The organism is Methylobacterium sp. ap11, from assembly GCF_900110515.1.
Lineage (GTDB): Bacteria > Pseudomonadota > Alphaproteobacteria > Rhizobiales > Beijerinckiaceae > Methylobacterium > Methylobacterium ajmalii.
In genome coordinates this window covers 39,626-65,767 of sequence record NZ_FOEB01000021.1, presented here as the reverse complement: position 1 = coordinate 65,767, position 26,142 = coordinate 39,626, and the positions used below count along the sequence as shown (strand labels likewise).

The following is a 26,142-nucleotide window of genomic DNA, read 5'->3' as shown; positions in this document are numbered from 1 at the left end:
GGCGGCAGCGTCCTGCTCGCGCTGCCCTCCTCGTCGGCGGGCCGCTCTACGCCTTGCAGGTCGCGGCCTCGCACGCGCCGCCCCTCACGCCGGCCACGCCGCCAATCCTGCGAGGCGCCACGGCGGGCAGCGGGTGGGCCGGCGGCGGTTGCCCGCGACCGGCATCCCAGACGGCGGCGCCCGGACGTGAAGCCCTGTCGCCCGACCTGACGGCTCGCCTCTCCGACACCTTCCCCAAAGGAAGCGACGCCGACGCCGTTCGTGCGGCCTTGCTCGCCGAGGGCTTCCGCCCGACCGAACCGTGCCGGGACGATCGACGAATCGAGCGCGCCGGCTTCGAGCAGAGGGGTGGCGGCGTTGCCGCGCCGTATCCGGTCTCCGCCATCGTCGCGTGGAAACGGACCGAGACCGGGCGCGTGGAATGGGTAAAGGGGTTCGTCTCGTATCTCGCCCCGTGACCGTCGGCCGGCGGGCGACCGCGTCGCAAGCCTCGGCGGATCAGGGATCGGACCGCAGCTCCGCACAATCGCGCCGGCCGCCGGCCAGGCAATCCTCGCGAACGGATTCCCGGCGCAGCACGCCGGCGAGCCACACACAGGCGACCACCAGGACGGCCAGGAACAGGAGGGCGGCGAGCGCGCGACGCCGGCCGGCATCGCCGGGATCGGGGGGCTGGGTCATCGGCACGCGGGGGGCCCGGGGCGGGGCGGCGTCGGGCCGGAAGCGCGAATGGCCGCCGCGGGCGGCCATTCGGGGGAGAGACGGACCGGAGGAAGCCGGTGGCCGGGCAATCCTATTTCAGGTGCTGGGCGAGGTACTTGTTCATCTCGAACATCGTCGCCTTGTCCTTGCCGAAGACCTTCTTCAGCTTGTCGTCGGCGAGGATCTCGCGCTTGTTCTCGGGGTTCTGGAGCGAGTGCTTGCGGATGTACTCCCACACCTTGCTCACCACCTCGCCGCGCGGGATCGGGCTGTCGCCGACGATGGCGGCGAGCTCGGGCGTCGGCTGCAGGGGCTTCTGCAGGGCGTTGGGCTTGTCGCCGGATTTCGGCGCCGCGACCTTCTTGCCCTTGGCCGCACCCTTCGCCTCGTCGGCGGCGTCGTCCTTCGCCGTGTCCTTGGCGGCGGCCTTCGCGGCCTTGGGAGCGGCCTTCGGGGCGGCTTCGGGCTCGGCCTTGGTCTCGGCCTTCTTGGTGGTCTTGATCGCCATCGGTCTCCTCCGGTCTGCAACCCGTCTCCCAGGGTCGAACAGTGGACATGCCTGGGCACATAGCGTCAACAACTAAGCCGTGGGCGGCGCGTTCCAAGAGGAAATCGCCGCCGAACCGGAGTCATCCACATCGGATCACACCGTGAGCCTGACGCTGAGGAGCGTGGCTCAGGCGCGGGCATCCGTCCAGGTGGTCCGTCCCTCGAGCGGATAGGCCGGGTCGGTGTAGCCCGGCGTCGAGGGATGGCCGGCCGGCACCAGGCCGTCGACCAGAGCCTCGTCCTCCGGCGCGAAGCGGTAGTCGAGGGCCTTGGCGTAGGAGCGCCACTGCTCGAAGGTCCTCGGTCCGGCGATCACCGCCGTGACCGCGCGGTTGTTGAGCACCCAGGCCACCGCGAAGTCGATCACCGTGGCGCCCTTTTCCTCCGCATGGCGCTTGAGCGCCTCGGCGATGCGCAGGCTCTCGGGCCGCCACTCGGTCTGCATCATCCGGGTGTCGCCGCGCCCGGCGCGGGTGCCCTCGGGCGGCGCCTCGCCGGGGCGATACTTGGCGGTCAGCACGCCGCGGGCGAGCGGCGAGTAGGGCACGACGCCCAGCCCGTAATGGGCGCAGGCCGGCAGGTGTTCGACCTCCGGCATCCGGTTGAGGGCGTTGTAGTAGGGCTGGCTCGCCGCCGGCCGGTCAATGCCGTGCTCGTCGCACAGCCGGCAGATCTCGGCGACCCGCCAGGCCCGGTGGTTCGACACCCCGAAGTAGCGCACCTTACCGGCCCGGATGAGGTCGGCCATCGCCCGCACGGTCTCGGAGAGCGGCGTGTCGTGATCCTCCTTGTGGAGGTAGTAGAGGTCGATCCGGTCGGTGTTGAGCCGCTTGAGGCTGGCCTCGCAGGCCTGGACGATGTGGGCGCGCGACAGGCCGCGGTCGTTCGGGCCCTTCCCCATCGGGTTCGCCACCTTGGTGGCTAGCACCCAGGCGTCGCGGTCCTGCGCGATGGCCCGGCCCACCACCTCCTCGGAGCGCCCCTCCGTGTAGGCGTTCGCCGTGTCGATGAAGTTGATCCCCTGCGCGCGGGCATCCGCCACGATGCGGATCGCCTCGTCGTCGGGGGTGGGTCCGCCGAACATCATCGTGCCGAGGCAGAGCGGCGAGACCTTCAGGCCGGACCGGCCGAGCGTGCGGTACTCCATTGGGCGTTCCCCGATCCCGAAAATGGCGTTTGCGTGGCGTCGGCGGCGTCTTCGCGCCGGCCCGCATCCGCGTTGTGGATGCTGGGGTTTTCCCCTTCTTCATCCCGTTCGGCAAGGTCGCGTTAAGCACGGGGCCGCAAAGCTTTCGCCCATGATCATCGCAGCCCTCTCCCTCGCCTTCTGCGCCGCCGGCGCCCTCGTCCTCGGTCTGGGGACCATCGTCACCGTCGAGCCGCCGCGGGACCATCCCCACGGCGCCGGCCTGATCTGAGGGCGGCGCGCCCGCGGGCCCGGTCCGATGCCCGCAGGCGCGCTGCCGCGCTTCCTCCTCGTCTACGCCGCGCTCTATGCCGGTTACGGCCTGACCACGCCGTTCCTGCCCGCGCTCCTCTCCGAGCGCGGGCTGTCGCCGACGCAGGTCGGGCTGGTGCTGGCCGCCGGCACCGCGATCCGGCTGGCCGCCGGCCCGCTGGCGGGCGCGATCGCCGACGGGTTGCGCGCGGGCCGCGGCGTACTGGCCGCCTGCGGGCTCCTCGCGGGATCGAGCGCCCTCCTCTTCCTCGCCGGCCACGGCTTTGCCGGGCTGATGCTCGCCGGCCTGGCGCATGCCGCCGCGACGGCGCCGCTCGCTCCGCTCGCCGACGCCCTGGCGCTGCCGGCCGCCGCCGCTTCCCGCTTCGCCTACGGCACCGTGCGGGGCGCCGGCTCGGCCGCCTTCATCGCCGGCACGCTGGCGGCCGGCCAGCTGACGGGGCTCCTCGGCCTGTCGGCCCTGCCGGTGGCGGGCGCCGCCGCGTTCGCGCTGCTGGCCGCCGCGACGCTCGCCCTGCCGGCCGGGCCCGCCGGCCCGGAAACGCCGACCGTGCGGCCCGGCCTCGCCGAGCTGCGGGCGCTCCTCGGCGCCCCCGCCTTCCGCCGCCTCGTCGCGGTCGCCGCCCTGGTGATCGCCAGCCACGCGGTGCACGACGCCTTCGCGGTGATCCGCTGGCGCGAGGCCGGCCTGTCTCCCGGCACCGCGAGCCTGCTCTGGGCCGAGGCGGTGGGCGCCGAGGTGCTGGTCTTCCTGGTGATCGGCCCCCGGCTGCTCGGCCGCCTCGGACCCGGCGGGGCGCTAGCGCTCGCGGCCGGGGCGGGGATCCTGCGCTGGTCGGTGGCGGCGCTCACCGTCGCGCTGCCGGCGCTCGCGGCGATCCAGGCCCTGCACGGGCTGACCTTCGCGCTCCTGCACCTCGCGGCGATGCAGGTCCTCGCCCGGACGGTGCCGCCTGCCCTCGCGGCGACGGCCCAGACCCTCTACGGCACCCTCGGCCTCGGGCTCGCCACCACCCTGGCGACCCTCGCGGCCGGGCCGCTCTGGGCCCGGCTCGGCCCCGGCGCGTTCTGGGTCATGGCGGCGCTCTGCGCGGCGGCGCTGCCGCTGGTGCGGGGCGTGGGCACGCGAACCGACGCACGGCACGATACGGCCTGAGCCGATTTCACCGACGTGGTGACCGGTTCGGCGCCGAAAACCTGCGCCAACACAAGAACCTGAGCGGGCGAAGCGTCGACTCGCCAACGCGAGTCTGCCTAGCCGAAGCCGCTTGCACGCGCCGCGCGAATCGGCGCCAATCGCGCCGCTCCCCCTGCCGCGAGGATGACGGCATGACGCTCTCTTCCACGGCTTGTCCGCCCGGGGCCTTCCCGCTCACCGCGATCCCGCCGGGGCTGGAGCCGTTCGTCTTCGACCTGTTCGTGCCGGAGTACCGGCCGCTGCAATCGGGCGCCTGGCGCATCCATCACGGGCGGAACCTGCTCGCCCAGGGCTACTGGAGCCCGACGCGGCTGGTACCGCGCGTCACCGCCCTGGTCCGCGGCGACCACACCTGGATGTCGACGACGCCGATCGAGCTGGAGAGCCAGGAGATCGGCGTACGCCTGTCCGCCGGCCACGTCGTGGTGTTCGGTCTCGGGATGGGCTGGTCGGCGGTGGCGAGCGCCCTGCGGCCGGAGGTCACCGCCGTCACCGTGGTCGAGATCGACCCCGAGGTGATCGCGCTGCACCGGGAGCTCGACCTCGCCGCCCAGCTGCCGCCGGAGGCCCGCGCCAAGATCCGCATCGTCGAGGGCGACGCCCTGGCGTGGCGCCCCGAACGGCCCGTCGACCTGCTGATGCCGGACATCTGGTTGCCGTTGGTCTCCGACGACCGGGTGGCTGAGGTGCGCCGCATGCAGGCGAACGTCCAGGCCGCGAACCTGTATTTCTGGGGCCAGGAGCTCGAGATCGCCCGCCACGCCGCGGCGGCGAGACGCGCCCTCGACGAGGGCGGCATCCGCGACACGATCGCGGCCTTCGAGTTGCCCCTGGTCGGGCCGGCGCTCCCGGACTACGCGGACAAGGTGCGCCAGGTCGCGGCGCGGCACATGCGCGGTCGCTGGCTGCCGGGCACGACCGGAACCGCTCCGGCGGCGGCCACGTCCTGACCGGGCACCTCGTCGGGCCTCGTCGGACCGGCCGTTCGAACTAGTACGCCAGGACCATTGTAATGGTACGTGAGGACATGGCTTAAGCGGCGGCCGCCGGAGACCCCCGATGCCGCCGCCGATCACGACCGACCTCGACCCCGCCGAGGCGCCGGCTTTGCCGGCGGGCATCCAGGCCCATCTCGGGGCCGCCCTGCGCGCCGCCTACGACGACGTCGCGGCCCCGCCCTGCGACCGGCTGGAGGCCCTGGTCGCCCGCCTCGCCGCGGCGCTCGCCGGCCTCGACGCCGCGCCCGCGGAGGCGTTCCGGCGCGACATGCTGGCGGAGGTACCGCGGCTCCGCCGCCGGGCCGTGACGCTCTGCAACGACCGCACCCGCGCCGACGATCTGGTGCAGGAGACCCTGCTCAAGGCCTGGGCGGCGCAGGACCGGTTCACCCCCGGCACGCAGCTCGGCGCCTGGCTCTACACCATCCTGCGCAACCACTTCTATTCCGAGCACCAGAAGCGCGCCCGCGAGGTCGGCGATCCCGACGGAATCTTCGCCGGGCGCCTCGTCTCCCTGCCGGCCCAGCACGGCAACCTCGACCTGCGCGACGTGCAATCCGCCCTCGACCGCCTGGTGCCGGACCAGCGCGAGGCGCTGCTGCTCTCGGCGGTGCACGACCTGTCCTACGAGGACATCGCCGTCGCGATGGAGTGCCGGGTCGGCACAGTGAAGAGCCGGATCAACCGGGCCCGGGCCCGGCTGGCGGAGATGCTGGGCTGAACCCTGCGGACGCCGCCTTCACCGGCCGCAGCCGACGCAGATCCCGTCCTCGATCCGGTCGTCGGCCCGCTCCAGGCGGGTGCGCGCGTCGATCCGTCGTTCCAGCCGCGCATCGGCCCCGCCCGGATGCGGCATCACCCGGCCGACCGCGCTGGCGTTCGGCGCCGTGACGGTGGAGCGCGGCCCGCCTCCGGTGCCGGTCTCGTCGGGCAGGTCGCGGGCCTGCGCGGCCCCGGACGCGGCGAGCGCGCCCGCCAGCACCGTCCCGGCGAGCCATCGACGGGTGAACGCGCGCGATGCGGGCATGACCGGCTCCTGTCGCGGTGGGCATCCGAGGTCCGGCGGCCCCGGAAGGGCCGCACACGGCTCTCAACGCGGCAGGTCGGGCGCCGTTGCAGCGGGGTGTCCGCGCCTCAGGCGCGCGGCCGGCGGACCGGGGCCTCGTCGCGGTGATCGGGATGGTGACCGAACACGCCGACGGCGACCAGGACGGCGACGAGCCCCAGGGCGATCAGGAAAACCTGCATATCAACTCCTTCGCGCGGGACGGCTCGCGACCGGACCCCGCACGCTCCCTAACAAGATCCGCGCCACCTTCTGCCGGGTGGCCATAGCCGCCGCCCCGTGACAGCGGGACGACAGAGAGGGCACTCTGCCCGCAGGCGTGCCGGAATGCCAAGTCCCGATCCACGGGCTTCTGGATCCACGGGCTTCTGGATCCATGGGCCTCTCGATCCACGGGGCGCGATGCGTTTCATCCGTGCCGCGGCCGCGTCGCTTCGCCCGACCCCTCCCTGCCGCGGGAACGCCGGCCGGTTCCTCCCGTTGCCCCGGTCCCTCGCACCCGACAGACAGGACCTCTCGCATGCCGCTCCGCACCCCCCTCCTCGCCGCCGCCCTCGTCGCGGGGCTGGTAGGCTCCGCCGCCGCCCAGGGCATCGACAACGGCGCCGGCACCGCCAAGCCGTCGACCGGCAATACCGGCTCGGGCATGTCGAGCCAGCCGCCGGGCACCGGCATCGGCGGCAACAACCCGGGCAGCATGGGCTCGACCGGCGCGCAAGGGTCGAGCGGCGGCAACATGGGGCCCGGCCCCACCGTGACGCGCGAGGGCCCGACCGGCAGCGGCGCACCCGGCACCGGCCCGGGCTCGCAGAAGAACGGCACCGCGCGCTGACGGTCCACGCGCCCGGCGCATTTGTCAGCGCCCGCGCGGCCCCCTACGAGACGGGGCAGCGACCTCGTAGGGGATCACCCATGCGCATCACCGCCATCCGCGACATCGTCGCGCCGATCAAGTCGGACATCGCCAACGCCTGGATCGACTTCTCGACCATGACGGCGAGCGTGGTCGCGGTGGTGACCGACGCGGTGGTCGACGGCCGCCCGGTCATCGGCTTCGGCTTCAACTCGAACGGCCGCTACGCCCCGCAGGGGCTCCTGCGCGAGCGCTTCATCCCGCGCCTGCTCGCCGCCGCCCCCGAGGACCTCCAGGACGAGGATGGATTCCTCGACCCGCACCGGGCCTGGGCGACGATGATGAAGAACGAGAAGCCCGGCGGCCACGGCGAGCGCTCGGTGGCGGTGGGCGTCCTCGACATGGCCCTGTGGGATGCGCTCGCCAAAGCCAAGGGCGTGCCGCTCTGGCGGCTGCTCGCCGACCGCTACCGCGGGGGCGAGGCCGATCCGACCGCCTGGGTCTACGCCGCGGGCGGCTACTACTATCCCGGCAAGGGCCTCGACGCCCTCCAGGACGAGATGCGCTCCTACCTCGACCGCGGCTACAGCACGGTGAAGATGAAGGTCGGGCTGGTGCCGCTCGCGGAGGACGTCGCCCGGATCGAGGCGGTGCTCGCGGTGCTGGGCGGCGACGGCTCGCGCCTGTGCGTCGATGTCAACGGCCGCTTCACCCTCGAGGAGGCGATCCGCTTCGGCCGCGCGGTCGCGCCCTTCGGGCTGCGCTGGTACGAGGAGCCGGTCGATCCCCTCGACTACCTCGCCCACGCGGCGCTCGCCACGACCTATGACGGGCCGCTCGCCACCGGCGAGAACCTGTTTTCGCACCAGGACGCCCGCAACCTGATCCGCCACGGCGGCCTGCGGCCCGACCGCGACATCCTGCAATTCGACCCCGCCCTGTCCTACGGCCTCGTCGAGTACCTGCGCACCCTCGACGTGCTGCGCGCCCACGGCTGGTCGCCGCGCCGCTGCGTGCCCCATGGCGGGCACCAGTTCGCCCTCAACATCGCGGTGGGCCTCGGGCTCGGCGGCAACGAGAGCTACCCGGACGTCTTCGCGCCCTTCGGGGGCTTCGCCGACGCGGTGCCGGTGCGGGACAGCCGGGTCGCGATGCCGGACGTGCCCGGCATCGGCTTCGAGGCGAAGAATGCGCTCTACGCGGTGATGCGGCCGCTGGAACGGGCGTGACGCCGGGCGGGTCCGGGCGCGCGAGGACGATCGCCGCCCGGCCCGCCCGCCTCGCCGACCTGCCGGCGCTCCTGGCGGTGTTTGCCGCGTCCGAGGTCAGCGCCGCCGCGCCCGCGGAATCGGCCGGACGCCTGTGGCGGGAGAGCCTGGCGCATCCCGGCGTCGCGATCTTCGTCTCCGACGCGGACACCGGCGGTGGCCTCGCGGCGACCTGCATGCTCGTCAGCGCGCCGAACCTCCTGCGCGGCGGACGCGCCCACGGCTTTCTGGAGAACGTCGTGACCCACCCCGCGCATCGCGGGCGCGGGCACGGCCGGGCCGTCGTCCGGGCGGCCCTCGCCGAGGCCTGGGCGCGCGGATGCCACCACGTCCTGATGCAGAGCGGGCGCGCCGACCCGCGGGTCCACGCCTTCTACGAGGGGATGGGCTTCGTGCCGGGCCGCCGGACGGCCTACGTGGCGATGCGCCCGGAAGACCCGGCCTTCTGACCGCGCGCCGCCTACGACACCGCCCCGGCGAATTTCTCCAGGTGGCTCCAGGCCTCGGCCCCGTACTTGCCCTTCCACTCGGCGTAGAACCCGGCCGCCCGCAGCCGGTCCTGGAAGGGCGCGGGCGGAGCGTCGTTGATCGCGAAACCCGCCTTGCCGAGCGCCGCGCGCATGGTGTCGCCCTGGCTCGCGATGTCGCGGCGCTGGTCGAGGGCGGCGGCGTCGAAGTGGCGGGCGAGCACCGCCTTCACGTCGCCGGGCAGGCGCGACCAGGTCCGCTGGCCGGACATCAGCCAGAACCCGTCCCAGATGTGGTTGGTGAAGGAGAGGTACTTCTGCACCTCGGCGAGCTTGAAGCTCGTGATGATGGCGAGCGGGTTCTCCTGCCCGTCCACCACCTTGGTCTGGAGCGCCGAGTAGGCCTCCGAGAAGTTCAGCGCCACCGGCGCGGCGCCGAGCGCCCGGAACGCCGAGGTGAACAGCGCGCTGTTCGGCACCCGGAGCTTCAGGCCGTCGAAATCGGCCGGGCTCGCGATCGGCCGGGTGCTGGTCGTGGTCTGGCGAAAGCCGTTGTCCCACATCCGCTCGAACGGCACGAGGCCGGCCTTGGCGATCTCGCCCCGGATGTAGGCGCCGAGTTCGCCGTCGAGGGCCGGCCAGACCTTGTCGTAGCCGCTCCACGCGAAGGCGACGTTGATGAGCGAGGCGCGGGGCACCAGCGTCGCGAGGTTGGAGGAGGATTGCGCGAACATCTCCAGCGCGCCGGAACGCAGCTGGCTCAGCATGTCGGCATCCGAGCCGAGCTGCCCGTTGGGGAAGATCGCGACCTCGACGGCGCCGCTCGTTTCCTTGGCGACCTTCTCGGCCGCCTCGCGCAGGCGGATCGTCGCCGGATGGGTGTCGGGCGTGACGACCCCGCATTTGAGCCGCAGGCCTCCGCCCTGCGCCCGGACGTGGGGTGCCGCGACGACCGTGGCGGCGCCCGCGATGAGGGTGCGGCGCGTGAGATGGAGCATGGGGTCGGCCTCCCGTGTGTCCGTCTGTCCCGGCGCGGGTGCGCCGGAGGGCCGGATCTCGTCTGCCGCCCTGGTTACGCCGAGTCGACGCGGGCTGCCACCGCCCTCACCGTCCCCCGAGCGCCCGGGCCGGCGCCGTCGCGAGGTCCACCGCGCCCTCCGCGGTGTCGCCGATGCCCTGGCCGAGGGAGCGCAGGTGCTCGCCGTAGGTCTCGCGGCTCTGGGCGTCCACCACCGCGACCGGGGCCGAGACCGCGAGGCCGGCGGCGGTGCCGACCGTGGCGGCGGCGCCCGCGGTGATCTGGACGATGCGGTCGGAGAGGCCGACGCGGGAATCGGTGATCGTCTGCCCCTGCGCCAGGCGGTTGCCGAGCAGCGACACGAGTTGCGGGCTGCCGGCGAACTTGCCGTGGTTGAGGGCGTCGTCGCCCTTCATGGACGTGAGGTTCAGGACCGCGATGTTCTCGCGGGCGAGTTCGGTGCGATAGGGCTCGACCGTCGGGTCGATGGCCCCGAGCCGGGCGCCGGCCCCGCCCCAGACCAGGCGCGAGACCGCGAGCGCGTTGTCGTCCTGCGACACGAACAGGCTCAGGCGCGGCCGGCCCGGGCCCATGTCGCGAAACGCCTCGCGGGCGAGGTCGACGTCGACGTCGGGGGCGGCCAGCACCACGTCGCGGATCTTCGGGGCGACGCGCCCGTCGCGGATCGCCATCTGGCGCAGGGATTCGAGCACCAGCCAGTTGCCCATCGAGTGGGCCAGCACCGTGACCTCGCCGACCTCCGGGTTCTGGGCGAGGCGGCGCAGCACGCCCTCGAGCGCGTTGCGGGAATAGTTGGTGCTCTCCCGGTCGTAGCCGTAGGCGAGCACGCTGCCGCGGGACGGCCAGGTGAACAGCACTGGCACCACGTCGGCCCGGGTGTCGTGCACGATCTGGGCGAAGCGGTAGACCGCGTCCTCGAAGCGGTTGTTGAAGCCGTGGACGAAGACCAGCACGTTGCGCTTGCCCGTGCGGGCCGCGTTGCGGCGCAGGCGCGCCGCCGCCTCGGGCCGGTCCAGGGTCTCGGCCTTGAGGGTCACGAAATCGGTGGCGGGGTTGCCGGGCAGTTCCTTCGGCCACTGCACGGTGCCGGGGGTGCGCACCGCGTCGGGCGGGATCGAGACGGTGATGTCGGCATAGGACAGCTCCGGCCCGCGGTCGCCGGAATACATCTCGCCCGGGTTGGCGGCGGTCTTGCGGGTGGTGGCGACCAGCATGTCGACCCGCGACGCCCCCGGCACCGTGGCGGCGACCGGAGCGAGCACGCCCTTCGGCGCGCCCGCGCAGGCGCCGAGCCCGGCCGCAAGCACGAGAAGGCCTGCCAGGACCCGGCCCCGCACGACAACCCCCATCACCACGATCCGCTCCCCCGCCGCCGGGAGAGCCCGGCCGATTCGCTTGTGCCCGATCGTTACGGGCGCGGCTTAAGAATGAGCCAAATCCGTGTGGCGCCAATGCGGTGATGGGCGCGCATCCGCCGATTGTGTCCCACCCGTTGCCGCCAGGGCACGGTGGCGCCGGGATGCGCGGCGTCCGGCCCCGTCTCGCGGCCGAGGCCGGTTTCCAGGGCCCGGCATTGTGCTCTAGAGCCGGCGACGGCCCGGCGCTTCCCGCGAGGACGGGCCCTCCCCGCATCGGTCCATGGTCGCCCCCCTCCCCCTCTCGATCTTCCTCATCGCCCGCAACGAGGCCGACCGCCTCGGCGCCACCCTGGCGGCGGTACGCGACCTGACCGACGACCTGATCGTGGTCGATTCGGGCTCGACCGACGGGACGCAGGCGCTCGCCGCCTCCTACGGCGCCCGGGTGATCACCCGCGACTGGCCCGGCTACGGGCCGCAGAAGCGCTTTGCCGAGGAGCAGTGCCGCCACGTCTGGATGCTGAACCTCGACGCCGACGAGGTGGTGCCGCCCGAGCTCGGCGCCGAGATCCGCCGGCTCTTCGCCGCGGGCGAGCCGCCGCATCCGGCCTACGCGGTCGGCATCGCCGAGGTGTTTCCCGGCGAGGTCAGGCCGCACCGCTTCGCCTACACCCTGTGGCCGGTGCGGCTCTACCGCCGGGACCGCGGCCGCTACTCGCCCTCGCCGGTCCACGACCGGGTCGACCTCGAGGCGGGCGTCAAGACCGGGCGGCTGCGCGGGGTGATCCACCACTTCTCGGTCCGCTCGCTCGGCGACCAGCTCGCCAAGCTCAACCGCTATTCCGACCAGCAGGCCGACGACCTCGAGGCGCGGGGCGTGCGCCTGCCGACCTGGCGGCTCTTCGTCGAATTGCCGGGCAACTTCCTCAAGGCCTATCTCGGCCGGCGCCACTGCCTGCGCGGCGCCTACGGCTTCCTGCTGGCGATGAACTACGCGATCTCGCGCCACCTGCGGGTCGCCAAGCACTACGAGCGCCGGATCGTCGCCCGCGCCCGGGACAGGCGCGCCGGCTGACCGCGAGCGGGCTCACGGTCCGCAGCGCAGGGCCACCACCGCCCCGGCGACGCGGCCCGCGATCGCCCCGGCGGTGAGTGGCTTTGCATCGCCCGCGGGCGAGGCCGGGGCCTCCGCGCCGAGCAGCGCCTTCAGCGCCGCCGTCCCGACGAGCGGATGGGTGAGCGGCGGCACGATGCCGGCGACGAGGCGCGGCTGGGCCGGCAGGCGGGCGACGAGGCCGAGGAGGCGCCCCGCCCGGTCGAGGATGGGCGCGCCGGCCGCCCCCGGCTGGAGCGGGGCGAGCACGCCGCCGGCCGCGATCTCGCCGGTCGTCACGGTCGGTCCCTCCGCCCCCGCGGCGACCACGACCACGGCCTCCTCGGGTCTCGGCGGGGCGGCCGCGAGGACGAGGGCGGCGCTCGCCGGGGCATGTCCTTCGAGGAGCACGAGGCCCGCCGCCTCGTCGCGCCGCAGGATCCGGGCCGGCTCGCCGGCGATCCGCGGCGCCGAACAGGCGGCCGGCAGCACCGCGACGACCCGGCGGGGGCCGACGACGATCCCGGTGGCGGCGACCGATCCAGGCGCGGCCGGAGCGGCCGGTGCCGGCCCCTTGGCGCCAGGATCCTGCGCCGTGGCGGCCATCGGGCGCGGCGGGGGCGGCGCGGCCTCGCCCGGAAACGGCACGAAGCTGTTGGCGATGGCGATCACCAGCCGGTCCATCTCCCGGGCCGAGCCCTTGTCGTAGGAGAGGGTGAAGCCGCGAAGGCCGGCGGCCCCGGCGGCGGTGCGGATGTAGAATTTGCCCGTCGGCGTCTCGCCGGTGACCACCGTGAAGTCCGGGCGCTTGAGGCTGTAGGTCACCTTGCGCTCGGGCGTCGCCGCGGCGGCCTGGGCGTGGAGAGTGTCGAGGTCGGCCTCGCCGGCGGCGTAGGCCCGGGTGTCGAGGGTGACGCGCCCGTCCGGGCTCTGCCAGCGGGTGCCGCCGGCGATGCGGCTGCGCTTCGACAGCAGCCGCTCCGGTACGCCGAGGACGAGGCCGGTGGCGGAATCGGCCGCGACGGTGAAGCGGGCCGCCTTCCGGGCGGCCTCCCCGGCCGCCAGCAGGGCGGCGCGGCCGGCCTCGTCCAGGATGCCGGTCGCAGAGGCGGCACCGCCCCGGGCCTGCCAGGCCCCGATCGCCTCGTAGGTGCGCCGGCCGAAGGAGCCGGTGACGACGCTGTTGTAGCTGCCGGCCCAGACCAGGGCGTCCTGCACCGCCCGCCGCTCGGCCTCGGGCCGGGCCTCGAAGGCGGCGCGGGCCGCCTCGAAGGCCGGATCGGGCGCCGTCGGCCCGGCCGGGCGGGGCGCCGGGGCCTTGGCGGCGGGCGTGCCCGCAGCGGGCGCACCCACTGCGGGAACACCCGCGGAGTGCGCGCCGCCCGGCAGCGGCGCTTGCGCGTGGGCGATGGAGATCCCGCCGGCGAGGAGCGGCAGCAGACCGGCGGCGAGCAGGCGGGCGGGGCGCGGCATCGGGCTCTCCGGAAGATCGATGCCGGACCTTGGCAGAGGCGGCGCCGGACTTCCAGGGTCCCGCCGACGTCGCGGACCGGTCGGCGGGCTCGATCGAAGAAAAGCGTGGTCGGCGCAAGATCTCGCATAACCGCGAAAGCCCGCGAATTCGTTCCGAACCGGCGCGAGGTCGGATTGCACCGCGGCCGCACGCTGCACTAGGCTCCGGCCGGGCGAGGGAACGGGGGCAGGCCGGTCATGGCGATCATCAACCGTGTCGGACACGTCGCCGGCTTCCTGGCGAGCCTCTCGGCCACGGTCCTGGCGTTCGGTCCGGCCGCGGCCCAGCAGCCGGCGAGCCCGGCCCCCCGCCGCGCCGCCCTGGTCCAGTCGGCGCCCAAGGGCCAGGCTCCCAAGACCTATGCTCGCCCGGCGCTCGCCAGCGACGCGGTTCGCCTGGAAGCCCGGCTGCAGAGCGAGGGCGGAGCGGGGGGCAAGACCGCGGCGCAGTGGCGCCGCGAGGCGGAGACCGCGCGCACCAAGGACGACCTCGACGGGGCGCTCGTCGCCTTCCGCCGCGCCGCCGTGGCCGAGCCCGCCGACTGGCGCAACTGGTACGCCCTCGCCGAGGCCGCCAACGGCGCCGAGAACGACGATTACGAGACCAGCCAGACGCTGAAGGCCGAGGCTCGGGCCGGCGCCTACCTGGCCTACCAGCGCGCGGCCTCGCCGGCCGACGAGGCCAGGGCGCTCGCTCTGCTCGGCGCCGCCCAGGCCAAGCAGGAGAGCTGGCGCCCGGCGCTCGAGGCCTATGCGGCGAGCCTGGCGCTCGCCCGCGACGCGGAGACCGCCAAGACCTACGAAGCCCTGCGCGACGCCCACGGCTTCCGGGTGCTCGACTACAAGGTCGATTCCGACGCCGCCGCGCCGCGGGCCTGCTTCACCTTCTCGGAGGCCCTCGACCCGAAGGCCGAGATCGCGCCCTTCGTCGCCGTGTCGGGCACCGGCGACGCCGCCGTGACGGCGCAGGGGCAGCAGGTCTGCGTCGACGGCCTGCGCCACGGCGAGCGCTACGGGGTGGTGCTGCGCCAGGGCCTGCCGTCGAGCGTCGGCGAGAGCCTGCGCAAGGCCGCCGATTACGACCTCTACGTCCGCGACCGCAGCCCGCAGGCCCGCTTCACCGGGCGCAACTACGTGCTGCCCCGCACCGGTCAGGCCGGGGTGCCGCTCATCTCGGTCAACGCGCCGAAGCTGGACGTCGAGGTGGTGCGGATCGGCGACCGCGGCCTCCTGCCGGCGCTCCGCACCGACGAATTTTTAACGCAGCTCTCGGGCTCGGGCCTGCGCACCATCGCCCGCGAGCGCGGCCAGCCGGTCTGGAAGGGCACGCTCGACACCGCGCCCGCGGAGGTGAACCGCGAGGCGGTGACCGCCTTCCCGGTCCTGCAGGCGGTCGGCAGGATCGAACCGGGCCTCTACGTGATGTCGGCGCGGCCGAGCGGCACCGCGGCGCTCGCCGACGAGGAGGGCGGCTACGAGACCGAGGCGACGCAGTGGTTCGTGGTCTCGGATCTGGGCCTCACCGCCTTCAAGGGCCCGGACGGGATCCACGTGATGGCCCGCTCGCTGGCCTCGGCCGGGGTGCTGAAGGGGGCGGAGATCCGCCTCGTCGCCCGCAACAACGAGGTGCTGGCGAGCCGCGCGACCGACGCCCAGGGCCACGCCGCCTTCGATCCGGGGCTGTCCCGCGGCGAGGGCGGGGCGGCGCCGAGCCTCGTCGTGGCGCGGCTCGGCGAGGATTACGGCTTCCTCGACCTGTCGCTGAGCGCCTTCGACCTCGCCGACCGCGGCGTGAAGGGCCGGCCGGCGCCGGGCGCCGCCGAGGCCTACCTCTACCCCGAGCGCGGGGTCTACCGCTCCGGCGAGACGGTGCAGCTCACCGCGCTCTTGCGCGACGCCAAGGGCGCGGCGATCCCGGCCCTGCCCCTGACCCTGGTGGCCAAGCGCCCGGACGGGGTCGAGTACCGCCGGGTCCAGGCGGCGGACGGCGGCCTGGGCGGCCGCGCGGTCTCGCTGCCGCTGCTCCCCGGGGCGCAGGCCGGCACCTGGCGGGTCGCGGCCTATACCGACCCGAAGGCGGCACCGGTCGGCGAGGCGACCTTCCTGGTCGAGGATTACGTGCCCGAGCGCCTCGACGTGACGCTCAGCCCCGCCGAGGCGGCGCTGCGGCCGGGCGAGCCCGCGACGGTGGCGGTGAGTGCGCGCTACCTCTACGGCGCGCCCGGGGCCGGCCTCTCCGTCACCGGCGCGGTCGCGGTGCAGCCGGCGGCGCGCACCGGCATCAAGGGGTTCGAGGATTTCTCCACCGGGCTCGACGACGAGCGCGTCGAGCCGGTGACGGCGGAGCTCGACGCGCCCATCGCCACCGACCCGCAGGGACGCGCCACCGTGCGGGCGCCGGTGCCGGGGATCGGCGGGCCGCGGCCGTTCGAGGCCAAGGTATCGCTCCAGGTCGGCGAGCCCGGCGGCCGGGCGGTGCAGCGCAGCGTGACCCTGCCGATCCTGCCGGCGGGCCCGGTGCTCGGGATCAGGAAGACCTTCGGCGCCCTGCGCGAGGGCGCGAGCGCGACCTTCGAGGTCGCCGCCGCCCGGCCCGACGGCACCCGGCTCCAGGCCGAGGCGACCTGGACCCTGCTGCGGGTCGAGCGGCGCTACCAATGGTACCGGGCCGACGGGCGCTGGGCCTACGAGCCGGTGAAGACCACCACCAAGGTCGCCAACGGCCGCGCGGCTCTGGAGGGCGGCGCACCGGCTAAGCTCGCGATGCCGGTCGATCTCGGCACCTACCGGCTGGAAGTGCGGGCGCCCGGATTCGAGGCCGCGAGCCTGTCGTTCGGCGTCGGCTGGAGCGGGGGCGAGAGCGCCGACGCGCCCGACCTCCTCGACCTCACCCTCGACCGCGAGTCCTACACCTCCGGCGCCACCCTGAAGGCGCAGCTGCGGCCGCGCTTCGCCGGCACCGCCACCGTGGCGGTGGTCAGCGACAAGGTGCAGGAGATCCGCACCCTCGACCTGCCGGCCTCGGGGGCCACCGTCGAGATCCCGGTGAAGCCCGAATGGGGTGCGGGCGCCTACCTTGTCGCCACCGCCTACCGGCCCCTCGACCAAGCGGCCAAGCGCCTGCCCGGCCGGGCGATGGGCCTGGCCTGGTTCGGGATCGACCGGGACGCCCGCACCCTCGGGGTGACCCTCGAGGCGCCCGGGAAGGTGCGGCCCCGGGGCGAGTTGCGCCTGCCGATCCGGCTCACCGGGCTCAAATCCGGCGAGGAGGCCCGGGTGGTCGTGGCGGCGGTCGATGTCGGTATCCTCAACCTGACCCGCTACGCCACCCCCGACCCGTTCGGGTTCTTCTTCGGCCAGAAGGCGCTCTCGGCCGAGGTCCGCGACCTCTACGGCTACCTGATCGACGGGATGCAGGGCACGCTCGGCGCGATCCGCTCCGGGGGCGATGCCGGCGGCGCCGAGCTCGACGGGGCGCCGCCCGCCCAGGCGCCGCTCGCCCGCTACTCGGGCGTCGTCACGGTGGGGCCGGACGGACGGGCCGAGGTGGGCTTCCCCCTGCCGGCCTTCAACGGCACCGCCCGGGTGATGGTGACGGCCTGGAGCGCCGCGCGCGTCGGCGCAGCCTCCGCCGACGTGGTCATCCGCGATCCCGTGGTGGCGAGCGGCACCCTGCCGCGCTTCCTCGCCGTCGGCGACCGCTCGCGTCTCCACGTCGCCCTCGACAACGTCGAGGGGGCGGCGGGCGACTACGCGGTCGACGTCGACCTCGCCGGCCCGGCCATCGCGCCGGCCGGCGCGCTGACCCGCTCCCTGCCCCTCGCGGCGGGCGGGCGCGCCAGCGTCGAGATTCCGTTGACCGCCGCCGGGCCGGGCCTCGCCCGGGTCGATCTGCGGCTGACCGGCCCGGGGCTCGCCGAGCCCGCCGGCCAGAGCTTCGCCCTCGCGATCCAGCCCGGTACCGGGACGCTGCTGCGCCGGGAGGTCCGCACCCTGGAGCCCGGCGCCAGCCTGACCCTCTCGGGCGACCTCCTCGCCGAGGTGATTCCCGGTACCGGCGCGGTGACGCTCGCCGCCTCGCCCCTGTCGGGCATCGACGTGCCGGCCCTGCTCCAGGCCCTCGACCGCTACCCCTACGGCTGCACCGAGCAGTTGGTGAGCCGGGCCCTGCCGCTCCTCTCGGTCAACCGCCTGGCGGCGTTGTCCCAGCTCGGCCTCGACGGCACCGCCGACGAGCGGGTGCGGAATGCGATCGACCGGGTGCTGTCGCGCCAGGATGCGAGCGGCGCCTTCGGGCTGTGGTCGGCGGGGAATGCCGAGGACCTCTGGCTCACCGCCTACGCCACCGACTTCCTGACCCGTGCGCGGGAGAAGGGGTTTGCGGTCCCGCCGACGGCGCTGACCCTCGCCCTCGACCGGCTGCGCAACACGGTGGCGAACGCCAACGACGTCACCGAGGGCGGCCTCGATCTCGCCTACGCGGCCTACGTGCTCGCCCGCAACGGCCGCCCGGTGATGGGGGATCTGCGCTACCTCGCCGACACCAAGCTCGCCGCCTTCGCCACTCCCCTCGCCCGCGGCCAGATCGCCGCGGCGCTGGCGCTGCTCGGCGACCGGACCCGGGCCCGCACCGCCTTCGAGGCCGCGGTGGCGGCGCTCAAGGCCGAGCGCGACGCCGGCACCTACCGGGCCGATTACGGCTCGCGGCTGCGCGACGGCGCCGGGCTGATCGCGCTCGCCGCCGAGACCGGCATCGCCCGCGACGCGATCGGGCCGCTCGGCACCGTGGTCGGCGAGGAGCGGACCTCCGGCCGGGCGACCAGCACCCAGGAACAGGCCTGGATGGTGCTGGCCGCCGCCGAACTCGCCAAGGACACCGCCAAGGACACGGCGAAGGACGCGAAGGAGACGCCCGCCCTCGCCCTCGACGGCGCGCCGGTGACGGGCGCGCTCTACCGTACCTTCCCGGGGGCGGTCCTGGACGCGAAGCCCGTGACGGTGACGAACCGCGGCAGCACCCCGGTTCCGATCAGCCTCGGCATTTCCGGCAACCCGGCGGTACCGGAGCCCGCCGCCGCCAAGGGGTATACGATCGAGCGCAGCTACCACCGCCTCGACGGCAGCCCGGCCGACCTCGCGATGCTCCGCCAGAACGACCGGCTGGTGGTGGCCCTGAAAGTGACCGAGGCCAAGGCCAGCGCCGGGCGCCTCCTCCTCGTCGACCGCCTGCCGGCGGGCCTCGAGATCGACAACCCGAAGCTCCTCGACGCCGACGCCACCGCCGGCCTCGCCTGGGCGAAATCCGACGTGAAGCCCACCCATACCGAGTTCCGCGACGACCGCTTCGTCGCGGCCTACGACCGCGACCCGGGCCAGTCGGCGTTCTTCAGCGTCGCCTACACGGTGCGGGCGGTGACGCCCGGCCGCTACGTCCACCCGGCGGCGACGATCGAGGACATGTACCGGCCCGAGCGCTACGGCCGCACGGCCTTCGGGACGCTGGAGATCGGCGCGGCGCGGTAGGACCGCTCCAGGCCTGCGACAGCCCGCGGTTCCGCCGCGGGCCGGACCGTCACCGCGGCGCGGCCGCCTTCTCGCCGATCCAGACCACGTGCCGGCCGCCGCTGCCGGCCGAGCGGACCTTGTGCTCCTCGACCGTGAAGCCGCCGCGCTGGAACCGGGACTTGAACTTGCGGTCGGGGCGCTCCGACCAGACCCCGAGGAGGCCGCCCGGCTTGAGGGCCCGATGCGCCCGGCCGAGGCCGGCGACGTCGTAGAGGCGGTCGTTGGTCTGCTGCACCAGCCCCTCGGGGCCGTTGTCGACGTCGAGCAGGATGGCGTCGTAGGCGCCCGGTCCGTGATCGATCACGTGGTGGACGTCGGTCTCCCGCAGCGTGACGCGGGGATCGTCGAGGCTGCCGGCGAAGAGATGCGCGAGCGGCCCCCGCGCCCAGGCGACGACGGCGGGGACCAGCTCGGCGACGACGACCTCCGCGTCCGGAGCCAGTTCGTCAAGCGCCGTCCGCAGGGTGAAGCCCATGCCGAGCCCCCCGATCAGCACCCGCGGACGCCGCCACTCGCGCAGGCGCGCGCAGGCCAGGGAGGCGAGCGCCCGCTCCGAGCCGCTGCGGCGGCTGTTCATCAGCTCGATCGAGTCGACCACGATCGCGAATTCGTCGCCGCGCCGCATCAGGCGCAGCGTGGCAGCCTCGCCGGGGATCGGGCTGGTGTCGAGGTGAACCCAGGGGATCAAGGAACGGACTCCATCGGGACGGCGACCGGCCGCGGAAGGGGCGTGGACGCGATCGGGTTGTCGGGCGGGTTGTCGGGCAAACGATCGAAAATGCGGAAGCGGGGCCGGACCTCGCGGCATCGGGAGGTGCCGGCGGGGAGGACGCACCCGGGCGGACGCGGCTCCGGCAATGGCGCCGGCTATCGCACGGGCCGGCCCGGTCCGTCGAGCCGCGCCTTCCCCGCATTCTCTCCCGCTTTCGGGCGCGCGAAGGTGTGTCCTCGGCTGCGGTTCCGTGCCATAAACCCCGCGATGAGCGAGAACGAATTCTATCCCTTCACCATCGAGGTGGCCCCGCTGACCAGCCCGAAAGGAAAATTCGGCTGGGCGATCCGCAAGCACGGCAAGCTGCTGGAGCGGTCCGACCGCCCGCACGACAGCGAGGAGCGGGCCTATGCCAGCGCCACCGCCGCCGTGGAGCGTGCCTTCCGGCCGGCCGATCCGCGCCGCCGCTGAAGCCGCGCCGCGCGACCGGGGGCGAGACGCGCGGCCGGATGCGCCGTGGACGGCCGCCGCTCGCGAGACAAAGAGTTTCGCCTTGTCAATGATCATGACATCGGTCATGATCAATCCGTCGATACGTGTCCGGATTTTGTTGGGTTTCATCGCCCCGCCGACGGGGTGGCTGCTCCGAAACATCCTTCCGACGTGATCGCGAAATCTGTCCAGCGGCACCGATCGCGGGCAGAGCGCCCCCGGGCGGGTCCGCATTTCCGCCACCGGAGGACCCACCGTGGCCAAGATGTTCATCACCGGCTCCGCCCAGAGCCCCTCGACCGAGGAGTTCAAGGCGCGGATCGCGCGGCTCTCGGCGATGCCGGCCCACACCGCCTCGCCGGCCAATGCCCGCAAGAACCGCCCCGCCAAGCCCGGCTTCGGCAAGTCGTTCCCGCAGGACACGGCCGATGCGCAGGAGCCGTCCGAGACGGACGACACCTCGGAGGCCTCCGCCGAGGGCGAGGGCGAGGGCGCGGAGAACGCCGAGAAGGATACCGACTAGACCAGCGCCCGATCGCCCTGCAACCGGGCGCTGCTCTAGGCCATTGGCTTTGCCGCATTTTCTATCGACGAACCGGTGTCCACTTCGTCGGAAAATGCTCTCGATCTTGCGCGCGGGCGCGTCCGTCAGGGCGCCGCCCGCCGCACCAGATCGAGGAAGGCCCTAAGCGGCGCCGGCACCTGCCGGCGCCCCGGATAGTAGAGGTGGAAGCCCGGGAAGGGCGGACACCACGCCTCCAGGAGCCGCACCAGGCGGCCGGCCGCGAGGTCGGCGGCGACCTCGGCCTCGAAGACGAGCCCGATGCCGATCCCGTCGAGGGCGGCGAGCCGGATGAGGTCTTGGCTCCCGAGGATCAGCGGTCCGTCGAGATCGAGCACCGGCACGACGCCATCGCGCTCCAGCTCCCACGCGAACAGGCCGCCGCCGGGGAAGCGCTGGTGCAGGCAGGCATGGCCGGCGAGATCCTCCGGCTCCCGCGGCGTGCCGCGTGCCGCCAGGTAGGCCGGCGCCGCCACGACGGCGAAGCGCTGCGGCCCGCCGAGCGGCACCGCCACCATGTCGAGGGCCAGGCGCTCGCCGAACCGCACCCCGGCATCGAACCCCTCCCCGACGATGTCGCTGAGCGCGTCGTCGCTGGCCACCTCGACCCGGACCTCCGGATGCGCCGCGAGAAAGCGGGCGAGCAGAGGCCGCAGCACCAGCCGGCAGGCGCTGTGCGGCGCGTTGAGCCGCAGGGTCCCGGCGGGCCGCCCGGCCGACGCGGAGGCCGCCGCCACCGCCTGCGCGATCTCGTCGAGGGCGGGACCGAGCCGTTCGAGCAGGGCGGCGCCGGCCTCGGTCGGCGCGAGGCTGCGGGTGGTGCGGTTGAGGAGGCGCACGCCCATCCGCTCCTCCAGGCCCCGCAGGGCATGGCTCAGGGCCGAGGGCGACAGGCCGAGCGCGGCCGCCGCACGCCGGAAGCTGCGGTGATGGGCCACCACCGCGAAGGCCGCGAGGTCGGAGAGGTCGGCGCGGACCATTGGTGAGCCTGGCTCATCGGTTCATGCGGAGCGGCGCAGCTTATCCGGCGGGCGCCGGAACGCCAGATCGGGGCGGTCCGACAGGAGGATCCATCCATGCTGCGACGTTCCCTCGGCCGCTCCGGCCTCACCGTCTCCGCCCCCGGCCTCGGCTGCATGGGCTTCTCGGAATTCTACGGGCCGACCGACGAGGCGGCGGCGCCGGCCGCCCTCGCGGCCGCCCTCGACCTCGGCTACGATTTCCTCGACACCGCCGACATGTACGGCCACGGCCGCAACGAGGCCCTGATCGGCGGCGTGCTGCGGGGACGCCGCGACCGGGTGGTCGTCGCGACGAAGTTCGGCATCGTGCGCGAGCCGGGCTCGGGCGCACGGCGGATCGACAACAGCCCGGCCTACCTCACGGCGGCCTGCGAGGGATCCCTGCGCCGCTTCGGCATCGAGACCATCGACCTGTACTACTGCCACCGCCGCGACCCGGCGGTGCCGGTCGCCGAGATGGTCGGCGCGATGGCGCGCCTCGTCGAGGGCGGCAAGGTGCGGGCGCTCGGCCTGTCGGAGGTCTCGCCCGAGACCCTGCGGGCCGCCCACGCGGTCCACCCGATCGCCGCGGTGCAGACCGAGTATTCGCTATGGAGCCGGGAGCCGGAATCCGGCCTGATCGAGACCTGCCGGGAGCTCGGCGTCGCGCTCGTCGCCTATTCGCCGCTCGGCCGCGGCTTCCTGACCGGCCAAGTCGACGTCGCGGCGCTCGCGCCGGACGATTTCCGCCGCAGCAACCCGCGCTTCCAGGGCGACGCGCTCGAGCGCAACCGCCGCCTCGCCGAGGCGCTGTGCGCCTTCGCCCGTGCGCGCGACGCCACGGCCGGCCAGGTGGCGCTCGCCTGGCTGATGACCCGGGCCCCGCACGTCGTCCCGATCCCCGGCACGCGCCAGCCCGAGCGTCTGGCCGAGAACGCCGCCGCGGCCGACCTGGCGCTGACCCCGGCCGACATCGCGGCGCTCGACGCCCTCTTCGCTCCCGGCGCGGCGGCGGGCGCCCGCTACCCCGAGGGCGGGATGGCGGGCATCGAGAGCGCGGCCGGATAGGCGGGCCCGGCGCCTCACTTCACCGCGAGGGCGAGGTTGCCGATCTCATCCAGGTAGGCGCGGATGTGGTCCGCGTTCTGGCCGTAGTCGCGGTCGCCGAAGCGGGTCGAGGAGCGCACGTCGATGCGGGTGCCGTCGGCCCGCGGATGCAGCCGCACCGTCACGTCGTAGGGCAGGCCGAGCAGGCGCGAGCGCACCACCGCCTCGATGCGGCCGTTCCCCACCCGGCCGCCGGGCCGGTAGGATTCCACCACCTGCCACTTGCGGTTCTGAGCCGCCTTCAGGGCGAGCGCAAAGGCCTCGTCGGGGCCGAGATCGAGGGTCAGGGGGGCGATCTGCGGGTAGGCCTCGCGCTGGAGCGCGCGGGCGGCGGGGCTCGAATCCCGCGGCAGGCGCCAGTTCCGGGCCTCCCAGGCGGCGCGCGAGCGCGAGAAGGCCGGGGGATTCTCGATGTCGGTCGAGACGTCGGTGAGCGGGGGCAGCATCACGCCTCGCGCGGTCATGTAGGCCGGATAGGCCAGGACCAGGGCGGCGAGCAGCAGCCCGCCCACCGCGGTGCGCAGGCCCTGCGCGCCCTCGCGCCAGATCCGCACGAAGGCCGCCAGCGCGAGCAGGACCGCGAGCGCCGCGAGCCCGACCCCGGAGACCAGCACCGTCATCGCCGCGTCGGTCTCGGCCCGCGGGTCGCGCACCAGCACGAGGGCGATGGCGACCACCGCGAGGGAGAACCAGGCGAGGCGCAGCGACCACGGCGCCGCCCGGGTGACGGGCTCCTCGAGGATCAGGCGGCGCATGTCGGATAGCGGAGGGAACGGGAGGGCTGGCAGCGCATGATCCGGCGGGTCTCGGCCGCGCCGGGGCGGGCGGCATCGCTGAGGCCCGGTTTATCGCTCCCCGGCCGCCCGCGCTACCGGGCGCCCGGCGGCTGGCCGGCGAAACGGGCGTGAGCGCACAGCCCCGTCCCCAGGGGCCCGCCCGCGTGCAGCCCTCCCCCGCTCCGGCGCCGTTTCCCAAACCGCCGACTTGTTCTAGACGGCTTCAGGTTCCCCATCCTTCCCCGAGCCCAGGTCCGCCCATGTCCGCCGCCCTCCGCCCCGTCCCGCGCCCCGGTGTCCTCGCGATCGAGGCCTATGTTCCGGGCAAGAGCGCGGCGCCGGCCGGCGTGAAGCTCCACAAGCTGTCCTCGAACGAGAACCCGATGGGCCCGAGCCCGGCGGCGATCGCGGCGATGCAGGAGACGGCCGGGCACCTGGAGCTCTATCCCGACGGCTCGGCGACCAAGCTGCGCCAGGCCATCGCCCAGAAATACGGCCTCGACCCGGAGCGCATCGTCTGCGGCGCCGGCTCGGACGAGCTGCTGTCGCTCCTGACCTACGCCTATATGGGCCCGGGCGACGAGGGCGTCTATTCGCAGTACGGCTTCCTCGTCTACCGCATCGCCATCCTGGCGGCGGGCGGGACGCCGGTGGTGGTGCCCGAGCGCGACCACACGGCCGACGTCGACGCGATCCTGGCGGCGGTGACCGACAAGACCCGCATCGTCTACCTCGCCAACCCCAACAACCCGACCGGCACCTACCTGCCGTTCGACGAGGTGCGCCGCCTCCATGCCGGCCTGCCGAAGTCGGTGCTGCTGGTGCTCGACGCGGCCTATGCCGAGTACGTCCGGCGCAACGACTACGCGGCCGGCCTGGAGCTGGTCTCCGAATCCGAGAACGTCGTGATGACCCGCACCTTCTCGAAGGCGTACGGGCTCGCCGCACTCCGCATCGGCTGGATGGTGGCGCCGGCCGCCATCGTCGACGCGGTCAACCGCATCCGCGGCCCGTTCAACCTCGGCGCCGCGGCGATCACCGCCGGCGCCGCCGCGATGGCCGACGACGCCCACATCGCCGCCGCGGTGGCCCACAACGACGCCTGGCTGCCGAAGGTGACGCAGGCGCTGGAAGGCCTCGGGCTGACCGTCACGCCGAGCGTCGGCAACTTCGTGCTGATCCACTTCCCGGAGACCGCCGGACGCACCGCGGCCGACGCCGACGCCTACCTCACCGCCCGCGGGATGATCCTGCGTCGGGTCGCGGCCTACGGCCTGCCGAACGCGCTACGCCTGACGATCGGCGGCGCCGAATCCAACGAGGCCCTGGTGGCGGCCCTCACGGCCTTCATGAAGGGCGAGCCACGTGGCTGAGCCGTTCCGGCGCCTGGCGCTCGTCGGCCTCGGGCTGATCGGTTCCTCGCTGGCCCGGGGCGCCCGGGCGGGCGGGCTCGCGCGCGAGATCGTCGCGGTCGACCGCGACGAGGGCGTGATCGACCGCGTGCGGGCGCTCGGCCTCGCCGATACGGCGACGACCGACCTCGCCGCCGGGGTGGCGGGGGCCGACCTCGTGATCCTGTGCGTGCCGGTCGGCGCCATCGGGGCGGTGGCCGCCGAGATCGCCGGGGCGCTCGCGCCCGGCGCGATCCTGTCCGACGTGGGCTCGGTCAAGGCCGCGGTGGTGGCGGCCGCCACCCCGCACCTGCCCGAGGGCGTGAGCTTCGTGCCCGCCCACCCGGTCGCCGGCACCGAGCATTCGGGGCCGGATGCGGGCTTCGCCGCGCTGTTCCACGGACGCTGGTGCATCCTCACCCCGCCGGAGGGCACGGACCCGGCGGCGGTGGCGCGGGTGCGCGGCTTCTGGGAGGGGCTGGGCTCGGTCGTCGAGACGATGACGCCGGCCCACCACGACCTGGTGCTGGCGATCACCAGCCACGTCCCGCACCTCATCGCCTACAACATCGTCGGTACCGCCGCCGACCTCGAGACCGTGACCCAGTCCGAAGTGATCAAGTTCTCGGCCGGCGGCTTTCGCGACTTCACCCGCATCGCCGCCTCCGACCCGACGATGTGGCGCGACATCTTCCTCACCAACAAGGAGGCGGTGCTGGAGATGCTGGGCCGCTTCAACGAGGACCTGTCGGCGCTCGCCCGCGCCATCCGCTGGGACGACGGCGAGGCGCTGCACGCCCTGTTCACCCGCACCCGCGCCATCCGCCGCGGCATCGTCGCCATGGGCCAGGAGACCGCCGAGCCGGATTTCGGCCGCCGCGCCGGTGGACCCAAGGCAGCGGAGTAGGGGCGGCGGAGTAGGGGCGGCGGAACCGTTCCACCGTTCGAGCTTTGCCATAAGCGTTGCCGTTTCG

24 protein-coding genes are annotated in these 26,142 nt (G+C 74.1%); 14 read left to right on the top strand and 10 right to left on the bottom strand.

Going from position 1 to position 26,142, the window contains the following annotated elements; genetic code table 11:
- Nucleotides 1-53 precede the first annotated feature (53 nt).
- On the top strand, nt 54-458 hold the full coding sequence (locus BMX97_RS32335; protein WP_143074706.1) for a hypothetical protein: 405 nt from the start codon (nt 54-56) through the stop codon (nt 456-458).
- A gap of 40 nt (nt 459-498) precedes the next feature.
- On the opposite strand, the gene BMX97_RS24195 is transcribed toward BMX97_RS32335, so the two are convergent.
- The 3 genes from BMX97_RS24195 to BMX97_RS24185 form a co-directional block, all read right to left on the bottom strand.
- Nucleotides 499-681, bottom strand: coding sequence for a hypothetical protein (locus BMX97_RS24195; protein ID WP_091753815.1), 183 nt, complete (start codon nt 679-681; stop codon nt 499-501).
- A gap of 112 nt (nt 682-793) precedes the next feature.
- The gene (locus tag BMX97_RS24190; protein ID WP_091753768.1) at nt 794-1,210 is read right to left on the bottom strand and encodes an SWIB/MDM2 domain-containing protein; all 417 of its coding nucleotides are present in this window, start codon (nt 1,208-1,210) and stop codon (nt 794-796) included.
- Nucleotides 1,211-1,378: 168 nt separating this feature from the next.
- Nucleotides 1,379-2,398: an aldo/keto reductase gene (locus BMX97_RS24185; protein ID WP_091753767.1), complete on the bottom strand. Its 1,020-nt coding sequence runs from the start codon at nt 2,396-2,398 to the stop codon at nt 1,379-1,381.
- A gap of 298 nt (nt 2,399-2,696) precedes the next feature.
- On the opposite strand from BMX97_RS24185, the gene BMX97_RS24180 reads away from it, so the two are divergent.
- From BMX97_RS24180 to BMX97_RS24170, 3 genes are all read left to right on the top strand, one after another.
- On the top strand, nt 2,697-3,866 hold the full coding sequence (locus BMX97_RS24180; RefSeq protein ID WP_091753766.1) for an MFS transporter: 1,170 nt from the start codon (nt 2,697-2,699) through the stop codon (nt 3,864-3,866).
- A 173-nt stretch (nt 3,867-4,039) separates the two neighbouring features.
- Nucleotides 4,040-4,858, top strand: coding sequence for a hypothetical protein (locus BMX97_RS33145; protein WP_177202339.1), 819 nt, complete (start codon nt 4,040-4,042; stop codon nt 4,856-4,858).
- Nucleotides 4,859-4,967: 109 nt separating this feature from the next.
- Nucleotides 4,968-5,627: a sigma-70 family RNA polymerase sigma factor gene (locus BMX97_RS24170; RefSeq protein ID WP_091753765.1), complete on the top strand. Its 660-nt coding sequence runs from the start codon at nt 4,968-4,970 to the stop codon at nt 5,625-5,627.
- An 18-nt stretch (nt 5,628-5,645) separates the two neighbouring features.
- On the opposite strand, the gene BMX97_RS24165 is transcribed toward BMX97_RS24170, so the two are convergent.
- Nucleotides 5,646-5,933 carry a hypothetical protein gene (locus BMX97_RS24165; protein ID WP_091753764.1) on the bottom strand — a complete coding sequence of 96 codons (288 nt, stop codon included), beginning with the start codon at nt 5,931-5,933 and terminating at the stop codon, nt 5,646-5,648.
- Between the two features lie 559 nt (nt 5,934-6,492).
- On the opposite strand from BMX97_RS24165, the gene BMX97_RS24160 reads away from it, so the two are divergent.
- The 3 genes from BMX97_RS24160 to BMX97_RS24150 all read left to right on the top strand — a co-directional run bounded on the left by BMX97_RS24160 (nt 6,493) and on the right by BMX97_RS24150 (nt 8,542).
- The gene (locus BMX97_RS24160) at nt 6,493-6,804 is read left to right on the top strand and encodes a hypothetical protein (protein ID WP_244538618.1); all 312 of its coding nucleotides are present in this window, start codon (nt 6,493-6,495) and stop codon (nt 6,802-6,804) included.
- An 80-nt stretch (nt 6,805-6,884) separates the two neighbouring features.
- Nucleotides 6,885-8,054, top strand: a complete 1,170-nt coding sequence (locus BMX97_RS24155) for a mandelate racemase/muconate lactonizing enzyme family protein (RefSeq protein ID WP_091753763.1) — start codon at nt 6,885-6,887, stop codon at nt 8,052-8,054.
- Nucleotides 8,051-8,542, top strand: a complete 492-nt coding sequence (locus BMX97_RS24150; RefSeq protein WP_244538617.1) for a GNAT family N-acetyltransferase — start codon at nt 8,051-8,053, stop codon at nt 8,540-8,542. Before BMX97_RS24155 ends, BMX97_RS24150 begins: the two co-directional genes overlap by 4 nt.
- Nucleotides 8,543-8,553: 11 nt before the next feature.
- Here the strand turns inward: BMX97_RS24150 and BMX97_RS24145 are convergent, their stop codons facing one another.
- Both BMX97_RS24145 and BMX97_RS24140 read right to left on the bottom strand, forming a co-directional pair.
- Nucleotides 8,554-9,558, bottom strand: a complete 1,005-nt coding sequence (locus BMX97_RS24145; RefSeq protein WP_091753762.1) for a TRAP transporter substrate-binding protein — start codon at nt 9,556-9,558, stop codon at nt 8,554-8,556.
- A gap of 106 nt (nt 9,559-9,664) precedes the next feature.
- Nucleotides 9,665-10,948: an alpha/beta hydrolase gene (locus BMX97_RS24140; RefSeq protein ID WP_091753761.1), complete on the bottom strand. Its 1,284-nt coding sequence runs from the start codon at nt 10,946-10,948 to the stop codon at nt 9,665-9,667.
- Nucleotides 10,949-11,237: 289 nt separating this feature from the next.
- Here BMX97_RS24140 and BMX97_RS24135 point away from each other — a divergent pair, with 289 nt between their 5' ends.
- Nucleotides 11,238-12,032 (top strand): glycosyltransferase family 2 protein, encoded by a 795-nt coding sequence (locus BMX97_RS24135; RefSeq protein ID WP_091753760.1) that lies wholly within the window; start codon nt 11,238-11,240, stop codon nt 12,030-12,032.
- Between the two features lie 12 nt (nt 12,033-12,044).
- Here BMX97_RS24135 and BMX97_RS24130 read toward each other — a convergent pair whose 3' ends face one another.
- Nucleotides 12,045-13,523 (bottom strand): peptidoglycan-binding domain-containing protein, encoded by a 1,479-nt coding sequence (locus tag BMX97_RS24130; protein WP_091753759.1) that lies wholly within the window; start codon nt 13,521-13,523, stop codon nt 12,045-12,047.
- 237 nt (nt 13,524-13,760) lie between these two features.
- Here BMX97_RS24130 and BMX97_RS24125 point away from each other — a divergent pair, with 237 nt between their 5' ends.
- Nucleotides 13,761-19,085 (top strand): alpha-2-macroglobulin family protein, encoded by a 5,325-nt coding sequence (locus tag BMX97_RS24125; RefSeq protein ID WP_091753758.1) that lies wholly within the window; start codon nt 13,761-13,763, stop codon nt 19,083-19,085.
- A 49-nt stretch (nt 19,086-19,134) separates the two neighbouring features.
- Here the strand turns inward: BMX97_RS24125 and BMX97_RS24120 are convergent, their stop codons facing one another.
- Nucleotides 19,135-19,815, bottom strand: coding sequence for a spermidine synthase (locus tag BMX97_RS24120; protein ID WP_091753757.1), 681 nt, complete (start codon nt 19,813-19,815; stop codon nt 19,135-19,137).
- Between the two features lie 291 nt (nt 19,816-20,106).
- Here BMX97_RS24120 and BMX97_RS24115 point away from each other — a divergent pair, with 291 nt between their 5' ends.
- Nucleotides 20,107-20,310, top strand: a complete 204-nt coding sequence (locus BMX97_RS24115) for a hypothetical protein (RefSeq protein WP_048426219.1) — start codon at nt 20,107-20,109, stop codon at nt 20,308-20,310.
- A 277-nt stretch (nt 20,311-20,587) separates the two neighbouring features.
- Entirely contained in the window at nt 20,588-20,854 is a 267-nt protein-coding gene (locus tag BMX97_RS24110; protein ID WP_091753756.1) for a hypothetical protein, read from the top strand.
- 125 nt (nt 20,855-20,979) lie between these two features.
- Here the strand turns inward: BMX97_RS24110 and BMX97_RS24105 are convergent, their stop codons facing one another.
- Nucleotides 20,980-21,873: a LysR family transcriptional regulator gene (locus BMX97_RS24105; protein WP_091753755.1), complete on the bottom strand. Its 894-nt coding sequence runs from the start codon at nt 21,871-21,873 to the stop codon at nt 20,980-20,982.
- Between the two features lie 96 nt (nt 21,874-21,969).
- Here BMX97_RS24105 and BMX97_RS24100 point away from each other — a divergent pair, with 96 nt between their 5' ends.
- Nucleotides 21,970-22,962 (top strand): aldo/keto reductase, encoded by a 993-nt coding sequence (locus BMX97_RS24100; RefSeq protein WP_091753754.1) that lies wholly within the window; start codon nt 21,970-21,972, stop codon nt 22,960-22,962.
- A gap of 14 nt (nt 22,963-22,976) precedes the next feature.
- On the opposite strand, the gene BMX97_RS24095 is transcribed toward BMX97_RS24100, so the two are convergent.
- Nucleotides 22,977-23,756, bottom strand: coding sequence for a DUF1499 domain-containing protein (locus tag BMX97_RS24095; RefSeq protein ID WP_091753753.1), 780 nt, complete (start codon nt 23,754-23,756; stop codon nt 22,977-22,979).
- Between the two features lie 281 nt (nt 23,757-24,037).
- On the opposite strand from BMX97_RS24095, the gene hisC reads away from it, so the two are divergent.
- Nucleotides 24,038-25,150: a histidinol-phosphate transaminase gene (gene hisC, locus BMX97_RS24090; RefSeq protein WP_091753752.1), complete on the top strand. Its 1,113-nt coding sequence runs from the start codon at nt 24,038-24,040 to the stop codon at nt 25,148-25,150.
- Complete coding sequence (locus tag BMX97_RS24085) at nt 25,143-26,075, top strand: prephenate/arogenate dehydrogenase family protein (protein ID WP_091753751.1); 933 nt, start codon at nt 25,143-25,145, stop codon at nt 26,073-26,075. Before hisC ends, BMX97_RS24085 begins: the two co-directional genes overlap by 8 nt.
- The last annotated feature ends 67 nt before the right edge of the window (nt 26,076-26,142 follow it).